We start from the raw sequence: 12792 nt of genomic DNA on the forward strand, positions 1-12792 counted from the left end.
TGGCCTAGTCCGCTGCGCTCACCAGCAGCAACGGTCCGAAAATCCGCTCACGGGCCGCGATCGCGCGGGAACCGGCTGTGGACATCTGACAAAGCTTTCTGCTTCCATGTCCGGCATCGCCGCCCGGGGGTCGGCGCAGTGCACTGTTTCCGAACCTGAGCAAGGAAGAAGTGGGACCACATGGCGAGCCGGGCCCGGGAAATCCTGGATCGATCACGCGTCCTGCTGGACCGCTCGCGGGTCGCCGCCGCGCAGTTCCTCATCGCGCCCCCGAAGCATCCCGGGTACGCGCCCGCGGCGGGCCCGGCGATCGCGGAGCTGCCGCCGGCCGAGCCGGCCCAGGAGATCCCATCGCCGCCGGCGGACGACGCCGTGCTGGCCGAGATCTGCGCCAGTGTCGCCCTGCGTGACCTGAACTTGCTCGACCAGCTCCTCGCGCGCCTGGAAGAGCTCGAGGCGGGGGAGGAGGACCACCACCGCCTCTCGGAGCTCTACCAGCTCGACCACCTCGCCACCCGGCTGCGCCGCAACGCCGAGAACCTGCGCGTGCTGGCCGGGCAGGACACCGCCGACGGCGCCGCCCGCGCCACCTCGGTCCTCGACCTCATGCGCGAGGCGATGTCCTCGATCGACCACTACGCCCGGATCACCATCGGCCGCGTGATCAACCTCGGCGTGGTCGGGTTCGCCGCCGAAGACCTCGGCCGCGTGCTGGCGGAGCTGTTCGACAACGCCGCCAACCAGTCCTCCCCGAGCTCGCCGGTGAACGTCAGCGCCCACCTGACCGAGCAGGGCAGCGTGCTCGTCCGGATCGAGGACGAGGGCATCGGCATCCCCGCCGACCGTGTCGAAGGCCTCAACGCGCGCCTGGCCGCCGGGGGAGACCTCGACGACGCCGCGGCGCGGCACATGGGACTCGCCGTGGTGTCCCGGCTCGCCGCCCGCCACGGTGTCACCGTGCGGCTCGACCGGCGCAGCCCGCACGGCACGGTGGCCACCGTGCTGCTGCCGACCGGGATCGTCACCGAACTCGCCGAGCACGCGTGGTCGGGCACCCGGACCGTCACCATCGAGCCGGCCAAGCCCGGGGCCGACGGTGAGCCGGTCGCCGTCGGCAGCCTGCCGCGCCGCCGCCCGGGCGCCTTCCCGCGGGAGGAGCCCGCGCCCGCGCCGCGCAAGCCCAGCCCCCGGCCGCTCGAGCAGGTCTCCGGCGGGACGACGGCCAACGGCCTGCCGCGCCGGGTGCCCGGCAGCATCCGCGGCGCCGCCCCCGAACCACCACCGCCCCCGCCGGCCCCGGCCGGCTCCGGGCACGAGCAGCTGCTCGCCGACCTCGGCGCCTTCGCCGACGGCGAGCAGGCGGCGCTCGCCGAAAACCGCACCCAGCAGGACGAGACGCCCGGAGGAACCGCTTCGTGAGCGCCCCCCACCCGGCCCCGGCGAACTTCGCCTGGCTGCTCGACGACTTCGTGCGCAAGGTCCACGGGGTCAGCCACGCGCTGATCATGAGTGTGGACGGCTTCCCGCTGACCGCGTCCGACTCGGTCGCCGAAGCCGAGGCCGAGCAGCTCGCGGCGATCGCCAGCGGCCTGCTCTCGCTGGCCGGCAACAGCGCGGCGCTGTTCGGGAAGGGCGCCTGCGAGCAGATCATCATCCGGCTCACCCACGGCTACTTCCTCTTCATGGGCATCGGTTCCGGTGCCGGGCTCGCGGTGCTGACCTCGGGCGAGGCGGACATGAAGGTGGTCGCCTACGAGATGACCCAGTTCATCACCAACGCCGGCCACGCGCTCACCCCCGAGGTGCGCGCCGAACTGCGCCAGGTGCTCACCGCGCGCCGGCCCCGGGTGTGATGGGTATGCCCGAGGATGTGATTCCTGTGTCCGAGAAGGACACCGCCTTGCCGCGGCGCAGCCGCCGGATCCGCGCGTACGCGCTCACCGGCGGCCGCACCAGCACCCGCCACCAGCTGCTGGTGGAGACGCTGGTGTCGGTCCCGCAGTACGACCCGGCGCTGAGCGACACGCTCATGCCCGAGTCCCGCTCGCTCTACGAACGCGCGCGGACGCGCTGCTCGATCGCCGAGCTGTCGGTCGGGCTGGACCTGCCGCTGGGCGTGGTGCGGGTGCTGATCGGCGACCTCGCCTCGCAGGGCGCGGTGTTCGTCCACCCCACCGCGCACGCCTACCACCACGACACCAACGTGCTCGAGAGGATCCTTGATGGGCTCAAGCGGCTCCCCGCCTGAGGGCGATCTGCTGACGATCTCCGCGAAGATCGTCGTCGCCGGGGGCTTCGGTGTCGGCAAGACCACGTTCGTCGGCGCGGTGTCGGAAGTGCCGCCGATGAGCAACGAGGCGTGGATGACCGAAGCCGGGGAAGGGGTCGACGACATCCCGCCCGGCGGCAAGTCGACCACGACCGTCGCGATGGACTTCGGCCGGATCACGTTGCGCCCGGACCTGTTGCTGTACCTGTTCGGCACGCCGGGCCAGGCGCGGTTCTGGTTCCTCTGGGACGACCTGAGCCGGGGTGCGCTCGGCGCGGTCGTGCTGGTCGACACCAGCCGGATCGACGAGTCGTTCGCGGCGATCAACTACTTCGAGAACGACTCCGAGCTGCCGTTCGTCGTGGCGGTCAACCAGTTCGAGGGCAAGCCGGTGCACGACCTCGACGAGGTGCGCGACGCGCTGGCGCTCGACCCGAACGTCCCCTTGATCACCTGCGACGCGCGGGACCGCGCGTCGACCATCGCCGCACTGACCGAGCTGGTCAGCCACACGCTGTCGCTCGCCGTGCTGTCCGGCCCGCGTGAGCTGGCCGGCAGCGCTCCGCACGCCTGAGCCGAATTCCGGAGGAGAAGAGCTCCATGCGCAAGGTCCTGATCGTGGGCGCCGGGCAGTCCGGCCTGCAGCTGGCCCTCGGGCTGCTGGCCGCGGACTACGACGTCACGGTGATGTCCGCGCGGACGCCGGAGGAGATCCGGACCGGGCGCGTGATGTCGACGCAGTGCATGTTCCACGACGCGCTGCAGCACGAGCGGGACCTCGGCATCAACCAGTGGGAAGCCGACACGGTGAACGTCGAAGGCCTCGGCGTCTCCGTGGCCGCGCCGGACGGCGGGCGGGCGCTCGACTGGTTCGCCGAGCTGGACCACATCGCGCAGTCGGTCGACCAGCGGGTCAAGATGGCCGGCTGGCTCGAGCTGTTCGAGGACCGCGGCGGCAAGCTCGTGATCCACGGCGTGATGACGTCCGAACTGGACGCCCTGGCCCGCCTCTACGACCTGGTGATCATCTCGGCCGGCAAGGGTGAGCTGGTCCAGCTGTTCGACCGGGTGCCCGAGCGGTCGCCGTACACGAAGCCGATGCGCGCGCTTTCGCTGGCCTACGCCCACGGCGTGCGCCCGCGGCCGGAGCACCCGGACAAGATGGCGGTGCGGTTCAACATCGTCCCCGGGGTCGGCGAGCTGTTCATGATCCCGGCGTACACCCTCACCGGGAACTGCGACATCCTCTTCTTCGAAGGGGTTCCCGGCGGGCCGCTCGACTGCTTCGACGACCGGCCCGGCCCGGCCGAGCACTTCGTGCGCATCCTCGACCTGATGCGGCAGTTCGTGCCGTGGGAGTACGAGCGTTGCCGCGACGCCGAGCTGACCGACGCCAAGGCGACCCTGGCAGGCGGGTACACGCCCGTCGTCCGCAACCCGGTCGGCACGCTGCCCGGCGGGGCGATCGTGCTGGGCATGGCCGACGTCGTCGTGGCGAACGACCCGATCACCGGCCAGGGGTCGAACAATGCCGGCCACTGCGCGGCGACCTACCTCGACGCGATCGTGGAGCACGGCGACCGGCCGTACGACGCGGCGTGGATGGACGCCACGTTCGAGCGCTACTGGGAGTACGCCCGTCACGTCACCGAGTGGACCAACGCGCTGCTCCAGCCGCCGCCCCCGCACGTGCTCCAGATCCTCGGCGTTGCGGGCCAGAACCCGGCCGTGGCCAAGCGGTTCGCCAACGGGTTCACCGATCCCACCGATTTCCAGCACTGGTTCATGGATCCGGCACTTTGGGAGAAGTACCTGGCAGAGGTCTAGATCGCGGGCGCGGTGCACTGTCGCCGGGGGACGATTCGGGCTACGGTAACTACGTAGCGTGAAGGCGATCTCGGAGGTGCGTGGCATGCGGGCGATGTGGAAAGGCTCGGTGTCCTTCGGGCTGGTGTCCATCCCGATCCAGATGTACGCGGCCACCGAGAACAAGAACGTCTCCCTCCGGCAGGTGCACGAGGCCGACGGCGGCCGCATCCAGTACAAGCGGTTCTGCACGGTCGACGGCCAGGAGGTGCCGTACGCCGAGATCGCCAAGGGCTACGAGCTGCCCGACGGCGAGATGGTCGTGATCACCGACGCCGAGATGGCGGAGCTGCCGCTGTCCTCACAGCGCACGATCGACGTGCTGGAGTTCGTCCCGCTGGAGTCGATCGACCCGATCCAGTACGACCGGACGTACTACCTGGAGCCGCAGAAGAACGCGGTGAAGCCCTACATCGTGCTGCGCGACGCGCTGCACAAGTCGAGCCAGGTGGCCGTGGCCAAGGTCGCCGTGCGGCAGCGGGAGAGCATGGCGGTGCTGCGCGTGCACGCCGACGTGCTGGTGATGACGACGATGCTGTGGCCGGACGAGGTCCGCGAGCCGGACTTCCCGTTCCTGCGGGACGACCCGCCGCAGATCCGGCCGCAGGAGCTGTCGATGGCGGGGTCGCTGATCGACTCGCTGGCCGAGCCGGTGTTCGAGCCGGAGAAGTACCACGACCACTACCGCGAGGCGCTCGAGGAGATGATCGAGGCCAAGGTCGCGGGGGAGGAGACGACCAAGCCCGCGGCGGTCACCGCCAAGGCCGACGTCGTCGACCTGATGGCGGCGCTGCAGGCCAGTGTGGACGCGGCTAAGAAGTCCCGCGAGCCGGCGAAGGCGTCGGCGGAGTCCACGGCGGACGAGTCCGATGAGGACGAGAAGCCGGCGAAGAAGAAGCCGGCGGCCCGCAAGCGGGCGCCGAAGTCCGCTTGAGCCCACTGTCGCCGCCCCGGACGGGTGGTTGTGCCGACACGCCGTCCCTTTGCGACGCCCGCCCGCTTCCCGGTGGTACCAAGAGGTGCGAGCACACCGATCGCGGGAAGGCGGGCCGGTCATGCAATGCGCTTCTTGTGACGCGGGGATCGATCACTGCCACGGGACGCTGGTGGTGCACCCGGAAGGCGGATTCGCCGAGTGCTCGGATCCGTCCTGCGGGGACACCGACCGCGTGCGGCACGGGCTGATCGTCGACTGCCACACCGTCGGCAGCGGGTGCAGCTGTGCGGCCGCGCCGGGAAAACCGCTGCTGCGCCAGGTTTCCTGAGCCTCCCGCCAGGACCGTGAAGGCCTCCCCGCCGGGCGTCACCGCCAGCCGGGGAGGCCTTCACGGCGTCAGGAAGGCGTCAAGGCCGTAACACGATCGTGTATGCAGCTGTGTACACGGGCTTGGCGATGTGCTAACACTAACGGGGTCCTTCGGCTCTCCCTCCCCCTCGGAGCCGGAGGACCCTTTAATTTCCGCGGTGTCCCTAGTGGATATGTCAGCGGTCGATGTACAGTTCACCGCATGGTGACCTGTGAGACGCGAGAGGCGGCGCTGGCCCGGATCGGGCGCGCCCTGTCCGATCCGACGCGCTGCCGGATCCTCACCGCGCTGCTCGACGGCCCCGCCTATCCCGGGCGCCTCGCCGGCGAGCTCGGGTTGAGCCGGTCGAACGTCTCGAACCACCTGTCGTGCCTGCGTGGCTGCGGGCTCGTCGTGGCGGGCTACGAAGGCCGTCAGGTGCGGTACGAGATCGCCGACGCGCACCTGGCGCGTGCGCTGCGGGAGCTCGTCCAGGTCGTGCTGGCGGTCGAACCGCGCGAAGACTGCGAAGACGAGCCGGTGCCGGCGCGATGAACCTCGAACCGGTTGTGAACACGTGTGCCGACGGCTGCTGCGCGTCACCCGCGGTGGCGCAGGATCGCCGCGCGGCGCTGGTGCGCCGCGTCCGGCTGCTCGTGGCGGCGACGATCACCTACAACGTCGTCGAAGCCGTTGTCGCGCTGGCGGCCGGAACCGCGGCCTCGTCGGGCGCGCTGATCGGCTTCGGGCTGGATTCGGTGATCGAAGTCGCTTCGGCGGTCGCGGTCGCGTGGCAGTTTTCCGGTGCCGACCCGGAAGCCCGCGAACGGCGCGCGCTGAAGGTGATCTCGATTTCTTTCTTCGCGCTCGCGATTTATGTCACGTTCGAAGCCGTCGAAACGTTCTTCGCCGGCACGGCGCCGGAAACTTCCCGGACCGGAATCGTGCTCGCGGCGGTTTCGCTCGTGGTGATGCCCACCCTCTCCGCGGCGCAGCGCCGGGCCGGGCGGGAACTGGGTTCCGCCAGCGCGGTCGCGGATTCGCGGCAGACTTTGCTCTGCACTTACCTTTCCGCGGTGCTGCTGGCGGGGTTGCTGCTCAACGCACTGGCCGGCTGGTGGTGGGCCGACCCGGTCGTGGCGCTCGCGATTGCTGTGGTGGCCGCAAAAGAAGGCCGAACGGCCTGGCGCGGCCAGCATTGCTGCTGACGCGCCAGGCCGTGGCGAGGGTCACGGGATCAGTACCAGTGCGCGCGGCCGCCGATCTTGCGGCCGGTGCCACCGAGGATGGCCAGCGCCACGCCGGCGACAGCCAGCACGATACCGATGGTGTACAGCACCGGAATACCGACGATGAACCCGATGACCAGCAAAATAACACCGAGGACGATCACTTGACACACTCCTTCGCACGAGACCCGGCCCGGCTCCGTGCCGTCCGGGCGGATGCGCTCTCGTCCGGAGGATGGCCAGTTTCCGGATGTCCCAAACTGCGGCAAATGGAGCAACTTCGGATCAGTACCGGTAGTGGTCGAGCTTGTACGGGCCTTCGACGTCGACGCCGATGTACTCCGCCTGTTCCTTGGTCAGCTTGGTGAGTTTCACACCGAGGGCGTCGAGGTGCAGGCGGGCCACCTTCTCGTCCAGGTGCTTCGGCAGCCGGTGGACGTCGGTGGGGTACTCGCCGGGCTTGGTGAACAGCTCGATCTGCGCGATGGCCTGGTTGGTGAACGAGTTCGACATCACGAAGGACGGGTGCCCGGTCGCGTTGCCGAGGTTCATCAGGCGGCCCTCGGAGAGCACGATGATCGCGTGGCCGTCCGGGAACGTCCACTCGTGCACCTGCGGCTTGATCTCGCTCTTCACCACGCCCGGCAGCTTCGCCAGCCCGGCCATGTCGATCTCGTTGTCGAAGTGACCGACGTTCGCGACGATCGCGTTGTGCTTCATCCGGCTCATCTGCTCGGCGGAGATGATGCCGTAGTTGCCGGTGGTCGTGATGAAGATGTCGCTGGTCTCGACGACATCCTCCAGCTCGACCACGTCGATGCCGTCCATCGCGGCCTGCAGCGCGCAGATCGGGTCGATCTCGGTGACCGCGACGCGCGCGCCCTGGCCGCGCAGCGCTTCGACCGCGCCCTTGCCGACGTCGCCGTACCCGCAGACGAGGACACGCTTGCCGCCGATCATCACGTCGGTGGCGCGGTTGAGGCCGTCGACCAGTGAGTGCCGGATGCCGTACTTGTTGTCGAACTTGGACTTCGTCACGGAGTCGTTGACGTTCATCGCGGGGAAGAGCAGCTCGCCGTCCTTGGCGAGCTTGTAGAGCCGCTTGACGCCGTTGGTCGTCTCCTCGGTGACACCGCGGATCTCCTTGGCCATCCGCGTGAAGCGGTCGCCGTCGCGGGTCAGGCTGGTGCGCAGGGTCTCGAGGACGATCCGGTACTCCTCCGGGTCCTCTTCGGACGGTTGCGGCACCGCGCCCGCGGCTTCGAACTCGACTCCCTTGTGGACGAGCAGGGTGGCGTCACCGCCGTCGTCGAGGATCATGTTCGGCGCCTGGCCGCCGGAGAAGGCGAAGAGCTGGTCGGTGCACCACCAGTACTCTTCGAGCGTTTCGCCCTTCCAGGCGAAGACCGGGGTGCCCGCCGGGGCGTCGGCGGTGCCGTCCGGGCCGACGACGACCGCGGCGGCGGCCTCGTCCTGGGTGGAGAAGATGTTGCAGGACACCCAGCGCACCTCGGCGCCGAGCGCGACCAGGGTCTCGATGAGCACGGCGGTCTGGACGGTCATGTGCAGCGACCCGGCGACGCGGGCGCCCTTCAGCGGCTGCGCGGCGGCGTACTCGCGGCGGATGGCCATCAGGCCGGGCATCTCGTGCTCGGCCAGGCGCAGCTGGGTGCGGCCGGCTTCGGCCAGGGAGAGGTCGGCGACGGCGAAGTCGAGGCCGTTGCGGTGGGTGAGTTTGTCGCTCATTCTTCGGTGCACTCCAGAGTTCGGTTGCGGAACGCTCGAGAGGCACTCGAGAACAACAAAAGGCACCTCCCTCGCGGGAGGCGCCCTTGGAGTCGTGGTCCGGGCCGAGCGTGGCGGAAGGAGTTCCGTCGCAGCGCCTCTCGGCCCGGAACCAGGATGGCAAAACCGCCGGGAAGCTGTCAAGCGAGCGGGCGAGCCATGAGAACGTCGTCGACGTCCTCGCCGTCGACCCGGAATTCCGCTCGTAACACGCCTTCCACGACAAAACCACACCGCTCGTAAAGCCTTCGCGCGCCGGTGTTGTGACCCAGCACGCGCAGCGTCAGCTTCCGGGCGCCCCGCCGGCGGGCCTCGGCCACCGCGGCGTCGACGAGCCGGCGCGCGATGCCGAGCCGCCGCCGGTCCGGGTCGACGGCGAGCCCGCCGATCACCAGCACGTGCCGGTGGGCGGGGATGCCGAACCCTTCGTCCAGCCGCACGTAGCCGGCGACCGCACCCTCGTGCTCCGCGACGAGGACGTTCCCGGGCCGGGTGCCGTCGTCGAAGAACGGCGTGCCGGCCGGTGGCGGGGGAGCGGGGGAGAAGGCCGGCGTCCAGGTGCGCTCGTCGAGCTTCGCGAGCACGGCCTCGTCTTCGGCGCGGGCGAGCCGGACGGTCGTCACTCGCCGAGCTCCCGCCAGGCCTGCTCGACGATCCCGGCGAGCTCCTGCGGGTCGTGGTTGCCTTCGGAGCTGAGGACGCGCAGCGTGACGGTCAGGTTCGCGCCGGTGCGCTGGCAGTTCGTGACGAAGGACCGGTCCGGGTCCGGTGTCGTCCCGGCCGGCGCCGGGTCGTTGTGCACCAGGCACTGCACGGGGCCGACGCGGACGAGCTCGGTGCTCGGCGCGGCCAGGCCCAGCGCCTGGACGTCCTCGTAGGGCGCCACCAGTTCGGGTGACGGCGCGCGGACGGCGATCAGCTGGAACCCGCGCTGCAACCGGTCGTCCTGGTACTGCTGCACGACCGCGCCCGCCCCGCCGTAAGCCGCCGACACGCGGCCGGCCGTCTCCCGGTCGGTCTTGTCGATCCGGTCGATCTGGGTCTGGCCCTTCACCTTGTCGAGCTTCGCGATCGCCTCCTGGGCCCGGCTCAGCCCGCCGAGGGCGGCGGGCGCGCTCAGCGTGCGTCCGCTCGGCTCGTCGCCGAACAGGCTCAGCGTCAGCCACGGCACCCCGACCAGGAACGCGCCGACGAGGACGCCGATCAGGCCGGTGACCACCGGCCGCGCGAGCAACGGGCGGCGCGGCCCGGGCGGCGGCTGCGCGGGCCCCGGTGCCGGCTCGGGCGGGTGCTCCCGCGGGAAGTCTTCGGTCACCCCGGGAATCCTGGCGGAACCCGACATCCGGCGGGAAGGGAATTTCACGGACAGGGACTCAGATGAGATGCGCGCGCCGCCAAATGCCTTCGGAGCGGCCGCCGATCAGCCCCGCGTCGCGGAGGAACGGCACGATCTTCGCGGCCATCCAGCGTCGCGTCTCGTGGAAGTGCGGGTTCGCGAGCGCCGCGGCCCGGCCCTCGCGCGCGTCGATCCCGACGCTGCGGTAGATCCGCGGGTCGACCATGCTGTCGATGACGCCGAAGGCGACGAGCGCGGTCCGCAGCCGGTGCCGCTGCAGCGCCGCCTTCGACAGTTTCGGCGTCTCGCGCAGCACTTCTTCCTTGGCGAACCGGACGTGCCGGGCCTCTTCGACCACGTGGATGCGGTTGACCGAGCGGATCAGCGGCTGGATGCCGTCGTCGTCCATCATCGACCGCTGCAGCCGGTCGGTGGTCTCCTCGGCGACCAGCACGCTGGCGAACATCGACGGCCCGGCGGCGGTCGCGCCGAACACCTTCGCCGCGCGGTGCACCACCTTCGGGACGCCGTAGCGCGGCACCCCGAGCCGGTCGGCGGTGCGGGCGAACATCACCGAGTGCCGGGTCTCGTCGCCGATCTCGGTCATCGCGTACTGCGCGTGCTCGGTGCGCGCGTCGAGGTCGAAGACGTACCGGGCCAGCAGCTGCATCAGCACGATCTCGAACCACAGGCCGACGCTCATGATGCTGGCGATCTCGTGCTTGGACAGCTCGATCCGCTGCTCCGGCGTCAGCTTCGCCCAGAGGTCCGTGCCGTAGAGGGAGACGCGCTCGAGCGGCATGTACGCCTTGCCCTCGGCGAGCGGCGCGGCCCAGTCGATGTCGACGTACGGGTCGTAGGAGTTCTTCGCGGAGCTCTTGAGCAGGCGAGCCGCGGTGACGTCCCGATCCTGGGCCTCGACGCCCATGGCGGCCTCCAAAAGTAGGGGGTACGCGATGTACTAGCTACTTCGGGAGCGTACACCGCCCCGCGGGCCCTGAGTAGGCTTTCGCCGTGACCAAGGTGGACGGACGGGCGGCGCGCTGGGCCGGGCAGCAGGAGCGGCGGCGCGCGGAGTTCGTCGACGCCGCGCTGGCGGCCATCGCCGAGCACGGCCCGGACGTCTCGACCGAGCAGATCGCCGAGCGCGCCGGCGTCGCCCGCACCCGCCTGTACCGGCACTTCAACGGCGCGGCCGACCTCCAGCGCGCGATCGCCGAACGGGCCGCGGAGCTCGTCACGGCGGAGCTCCGGCCGCTCTGGCACCCCGAGGGCTCGCCGAACGGGATGATCTCCACGGTGATCTCGACGCACCTGCGCTGGCTCACCGAGCACGCCCACCTGCACCGCTACCTGGCCCGGACGCTGCCCGGCACCCCGGAGGCCCGCACCGACGTCCGCGGCACGATCGCGCGGCACCTGAGCCGGCTGTTCACCGGCTACCTGGCCGCCTTCGGGCTGGACCCGGCGCCCGCGGACACGATCGCGTTCGGCCTGGTCGGCTACGTCGAGTCCGCCACGACCCGCTGGCTCGACCACCCGGGCACGCTCAGCCTGGCGCAGCTGACGGACCAGCTGACGGGCACGATCTGGGCGATGCTCGACCACACCCTGCGGGCGGGCGGCGTGGAGCTGGACCCGGACCGGCCGTTGCCGCTGCCGGAAGCGCTTTAGTCCTCGCGCCGGAACTCGGCCCGCACGCCCAGCAACCGCACCGCGCGGGTCAGCTCGAACATGCCGAGCACCTCCCGCGCCGCCCGGTCGATCTCGGCCGCGTCCGACGTCGGCTCCGGCAGGGTGACGCTGTGCGTGTGCGTCATGAACGGCACGAACCGCACCTTGACCGCCACCCGCGCCGCCGGCCGGCCCTCCTCGAGGACGTCCTGCGTGACGCGCTTCGCCAGGGCCGACACCTCGGCCGCCATCTCGGCCGGGTCCGTCAGGTCGTGCTGGAAGGTCGTCTCGCGGCTGCGGGAGCGGGCCACGTACGGCGTCGCGCTGACGTCGGCGTCGCTGATACCGCCGCCGAGCAGCCGCAGCCACGGGCCGGTCTTGGGGCCGAACCGCGCGGCCAGCTCGGCCGGGTCCGCGCCGGCCAGGTCGAGGACCGTGCTGATGCCCAGTTCGGCGAGCTTCTTCGCCGTCTTGCCGCCGATGCCCCAGAGCGCGTCGGTCGGGCGCGCGGCCATCACGTCCCACCAGTTCTCCTGCGTCAGCCGGAAGATCCCGCCCGGCTTGCCGAAGCCGGTGGCGAGCTTGGCCCGCAGCTTGTTGTCGCCGATCCCGACCGCGCACGACAGCCCGGTCTCCCGTGCGACGGCTTCCCGGATCGAGACGGCCAGGGCTTCCGGGTCGTCGGCCTCGGCCCCGAGGAACGCCTCGTCCCAGCCGAGCACCTCGACGACGACGGGGAACTCCCGCAACGTCGCCATCACGTGCTCCGACACTTCGAGGTACGCCGGCGGGTCGCTGGGCAGGAACACGGCGTCCGGACAGCGTTTCGCCGCCGTCCGCAGCGGAATGCCGGACTGGATCCCGAACTCGCGGGCCTCGTACGACGCGGTCGCGACGACGGCACGTTCGGCAGGGTCGCCGTTGCCGCCGACCACCACCGGCTTCCCGCGCAGCTCCGGGTGGCGGGCGATCTCGACCGCGGCGATGAACTGGTCGAGGTCGACGTGCAGGACCCACTTCACGGGCCCAGTCTGCCTCAGATCTTGTGCCGCGCCACGTGGGTCCAGACGGTGCCGGTGAGGGCGAGGATCCCGCAGAGCGTGACCCCGGGATCGGGCAGCACCAGCCCGACGACCAGCAGGGTCACGGCCGCGACGTCGAGGGCGATCAGCAGCGCGGTCCGGAGGCCGCGCGGTTTCCGGCGCCGGCCCTCGCGCAGGGCGGTGGCCAGGTCGGGGTCGCTGAGCTCGAGGTCGCGTTCGATCTTCGCGAGCTCGGTGCGGTCGTGGTGACTGAGCATCGGGGGTACTCCTTCGGCGCCGAACCCGCCGTATCGCCAGAGCGAAT

17 protein-coding genes and 1 riboswitch are annotated in these 12792 nt (G+C 70.7%); of the genes, 10 read left to right on the plus strand and 7 right to left on the minus strand.

Translation table 11 applies throughout. The annotated features are described in order from the left end of the window. Positions 1-180: 180 nt before the first annotated feature. The 9 genes from ACIA5G_RS31490 (at position 181) to ACIA5G_RS31530 (ending at position 6629) form a co-directional block, all read left to right on the plus strand. Positions 181-1419 (plus strand): sensor histidine kinase, encoded by a 1239-nt coding sequence (locus ACIA5G_RS31490; RefSeq protein ID WP_395929729.1) that lies wholly within the window; start codon positions 181-183, stop codon positions 1417-1419. After that, on the plus strand, positions 1416-1853 hold the full coding sequence (locus ACIA5G_RS31495; RefSeq protein ID WP_395929731.1) for a roadblock/LC7 domain-containing protein: 438 nt from the start codon (positions 1416-1418) through the stop codon (positions 1851-1853). The genes ACIA5G_RS31490 and ACIA5G_RS31495 overlap by 4 nt, the downstream gene beginning before the upstream one ends. A 5-nt stretch (positions 1854-1858) precedes the next feature. Further along, the gene (locus ACIA5G_RS31500) at positions 1859-2248 is read left to right on the plus strand and encodes a DUF742 domain-containing protein (RefSeq protein ID WP_395929733.1); all 390 of its coding nucleotides are present in this window, start codon (positions 1859-1861) and stop codon (positions 2246-2248) included. Continuing rightward, on the plus strand, positions 2223-2843 hold the full coding sequence (locus ACIA5G_RS31505) for a GTP-binding protein (RefSeq protein ID WP_395929734.1): 621 nt from the start codon (positions 2223-2225) through the stop codon (positions 2841-2843). Before ACIA5G_RS31500 ends, ACIA5G_RS31505 begins: the two co-directional genes overlap by 26 nt. A 26-nt stretch (positions 2844-2869) precedes the next feature. After that, positions 2870-4096 (plus strand): styrene monooxygenase/indole monooxygenase family protein, encoded by a 1227-nt coding sequence (locus tag ACIA5G_RS31510; RefSeq protein WP_395929736.1) that lies wholly within the window; start codon positions 2870-2872, stop codon positions 4094-4096. Positions 4097-4181: 85 nt separating this feature from the next. Then, positions 4182-5069 carry a Ku protein gene (locus ACIA5G_RS31515; RefSeq protein WP_395929738.1) on the plus strand — a complete coding sequence of 296 codons (888 nt, stop codon included), beginning with the start codon at positions 4182-4184 and terminating at the stop codon, positions 5067-5069. 121 nt (positions 5070-5190) lie between these two features. After that, a complete protein-coding gene (locus ACIA5G_RS31520) occupies positions 5191-5400 on the plus strand; it encodes a hypothetical protein (RefSeq protein ID WP_395930326.1) in 210 nt (69 codons plus the stop codon). A 243-nt stretch (positions 5401-5643) separates the two neighbouring features. Then, complete coding sequence (locus ACIA5G_RS31525) at positions 5644-5976, plus strand: ArsR/SmtB family transcription factor (protein ID WP_395929740.1); 333 nt, start codon at positions 5644-5646, stop codon at positions 5974-5976. After that, positions 5973-6629 carry a cation transporter gene (locus ACIA5G_RS31530; RefSeq protein WP_395929742.1) on the plus strand — a complete coding sequence of 219 codons (657 nt, stop codon included), beginning with the start codon at positions 5973-5975 and terminating at the stop codon, positions 6627-6629. The genes ACIA5G_RS31525 and ACIA5G_RS31530 overlap by 4 nt, the downstream gene beginning before the upstream one ends. 29 nt (positions 6630-6658) lie before the next feature. Here the strand turns inward: ACIA5G_RS31530 and ACIA5G_RS31535 are convergent, their stop codons facing one another. From ACIA5G_RS31535 to ACIA5G_RS31555, 5 genes are all read right to left on the minus strand, one after another. Further along, positions 6659-6814: a hypothetical protein gene (locus ACIA5G_RS31535; protein ID WP_247052228.1), complete on the minus strand. Its 156-nt coding sequence runs from the start codon at positions 6812-6814 to the stop codon at positions 6659-6661. A 121-nt stretch (positions 6815-6935) separates the two neighbouring features. Continuing rightward, a complete protein-coding gene (gene ahcY, locus ACIA5G_RS31540; RefSeq protein ID WP_395929745.1) occupies positions 6936-8396 on the minus strand; it encodes an adenosylhomocysteinase in 1461 nt (486 codons plus the stop codon). A 71-nt stretch (positions 8397-8467) separates the two neighbouring features. Beyond that, positions 8468-8544, minus strand: a riboswitch (S-adenosyl-L-homocysteine riboswitch). Between the two features lie 31 nt (positions 8545-8575). Next, positions 8576-9058 (minus strand): GNAT family N-acetyltransferase, encoded by a 483-nt coding sequence (locus tag ACIA5G_RS31545; protein ID WP_395929747.1) that lies wholly within the window; start codon positions 9056-9058, stop codon positions 8576-8578. Beyond that, positions 9055-9750, minus strand: a complete 696-nt coding sequence (locus ACIA5G_RS31550; protein WP_395929749.1) for a hypothetical protein — start codon at positions 9748-9750, stop codon at positions 9055-9057. The genes ACIA5G_RS31545 and ACIA5G_RS31550 overlap by 4 nt, the downstream gene beginning before the upstream one ends. A 58-nt stretch (positions 9751-9808) precedes the next feature. Next, on the minus strand, positions 9809-10699 hold the full coding sequence (locus ACIA5G_RS31555) for a diiron oxygenase (protein WP_395929752.1): 891 nt from the start codon (positions 10697-10699) through the stop codon (positions 9809-9811). A gap of 86 nt (positions 10700-10785) precedes the next feature. Between ACIA5G_RS31555 and ACIA5G_RS31560 the strand changes: the two genes are divergently transcribed. Further along, entirely contained in the window at positions 10786-11445 is a 660-nt protein-coding gene (locus ACIA5G_RS31560; RefSeq protein WP_395929754.1) for a TetR/AcrR family transcriptional regulator, read from the plus strand. Here ACIA5G_RS31560 and ACIA5G_RS31565 read toward each other — a convergent pair. Beyond that, on the minus strand, positions 11442-12467 hold the full coding sequence (locus ACIA5G_RS31565) for a DNA polymerase IV (protein WP_395929756.1): 1026 nt from the start codon (positions 12465-12467) through the stop codon (positions 11442-11444). The genes ACIA5G_RS31560 and ACIA5G_RS31565 overlap by 4 nt on opposite strands. Before the next feature lie 14 nt (positions 12468-12481). Next, positions 12482-12745, minus strand: a complete 264-nt coding sequence (locus ACIA5G_RS31570) for a DUF3040 domain-containing protein (protein ID WP_395929758.1) — start codon at positions 12743-12745, stop codon at positions 12482-12484. Positions 12746-12792 lie beyond the last annotated feature (47 nt).

The organism is Amycolatopsis sp. NPDC051758 (assembly GCF_044453095.1).
In the GTDB taxonomy this organism is placed as follows: domain Bacteria; phylum Actinomycetota; class Actinomycetes; order Mycobacteriales; family Pseudonocardiaceae; genus Amycolatopsis.

Bases quoted from the DNA above. Each gene is read 5' to 3' on its own strand.
- ACIA5G_RS31490 (WP_395929729.1), top strand. From the start codon at position 181: ATGGCGAGCCGGGCCCGGGAAATCCTGGATCGATCACGCGTCCTGCTG.
- ACIA5G_RS31500 (WP_395929733.1), top strand. From the start codon at position 1,859: ATGCCCGAGGATGTGATTCCTGTGTCCGAGAAGGACACCGCCTTGCCG.
- ACIA5G_RS31510 (WP_395929736.1), top strand. From the start codon at position 2,870: ATGCGCAAGGTCCTGATCGTGGGCGCCGGGCAGTCCGGCCTGCAGCTG.
- ACIA5G_RS31525 (WP_395929740.1), top strand. From the start codon at position 5,644: ATGGTGACCTGTGAGACGCGAGAGGCGGCGCTGGCCCGGATCGGGCGC.
- ACIA5G_RS31520 (WP_395930326.1), top strand. From the start codon at position 5,191: ATGCAATGCGCTTCTTGTGACGCGGGGATCGATCACTGCCACGGGACG.
- ACIA5G_RS31505 (WP_395929734.1), top strand. From the start codon at position 2,223: ATGGGCTCAAGCGGCTCCCCGCCTGAGGGCGATCTGCTGACGATCTCC.
- ACIA5G_RS31515 (WP_395929738.1), top strand. From the start codon at position 4,182: ATGCGGGCGATGTGGAAAGGCTCGGTGTCCTTCGGGCTGGTGTCCATC.
- ahcY (WP_395929745.1), bottom strand. From the start codon at position 8,396: ATGAGCGACAAACTCACCCACCGCAACGGCCTCGACTTCGCCGTCGCC.
- ACIA5G_RS31530 (WP_395929742.1), top strand. From the start codon at position 5,973: ATGAACCTCGAACCGGTTGTGAACACGTGTGCCGACGGCTGCTGCGCG.
- ACIA5G_RS31570 (WP_395929758.1), bottom strand. From the start codon at position 12,745: ATGCTCAGTCACCACGACCGCACCGAGCTCGCGAAGATCGAACGCGAC.
- ACIA5G_RS31555 (WP_395929752.1), bottom strand. From the start codon at position 10,699: ATGGGCGTCGAGGCCCAGGATCGGGACGTCACCGCGGCTCGCCTGCTC.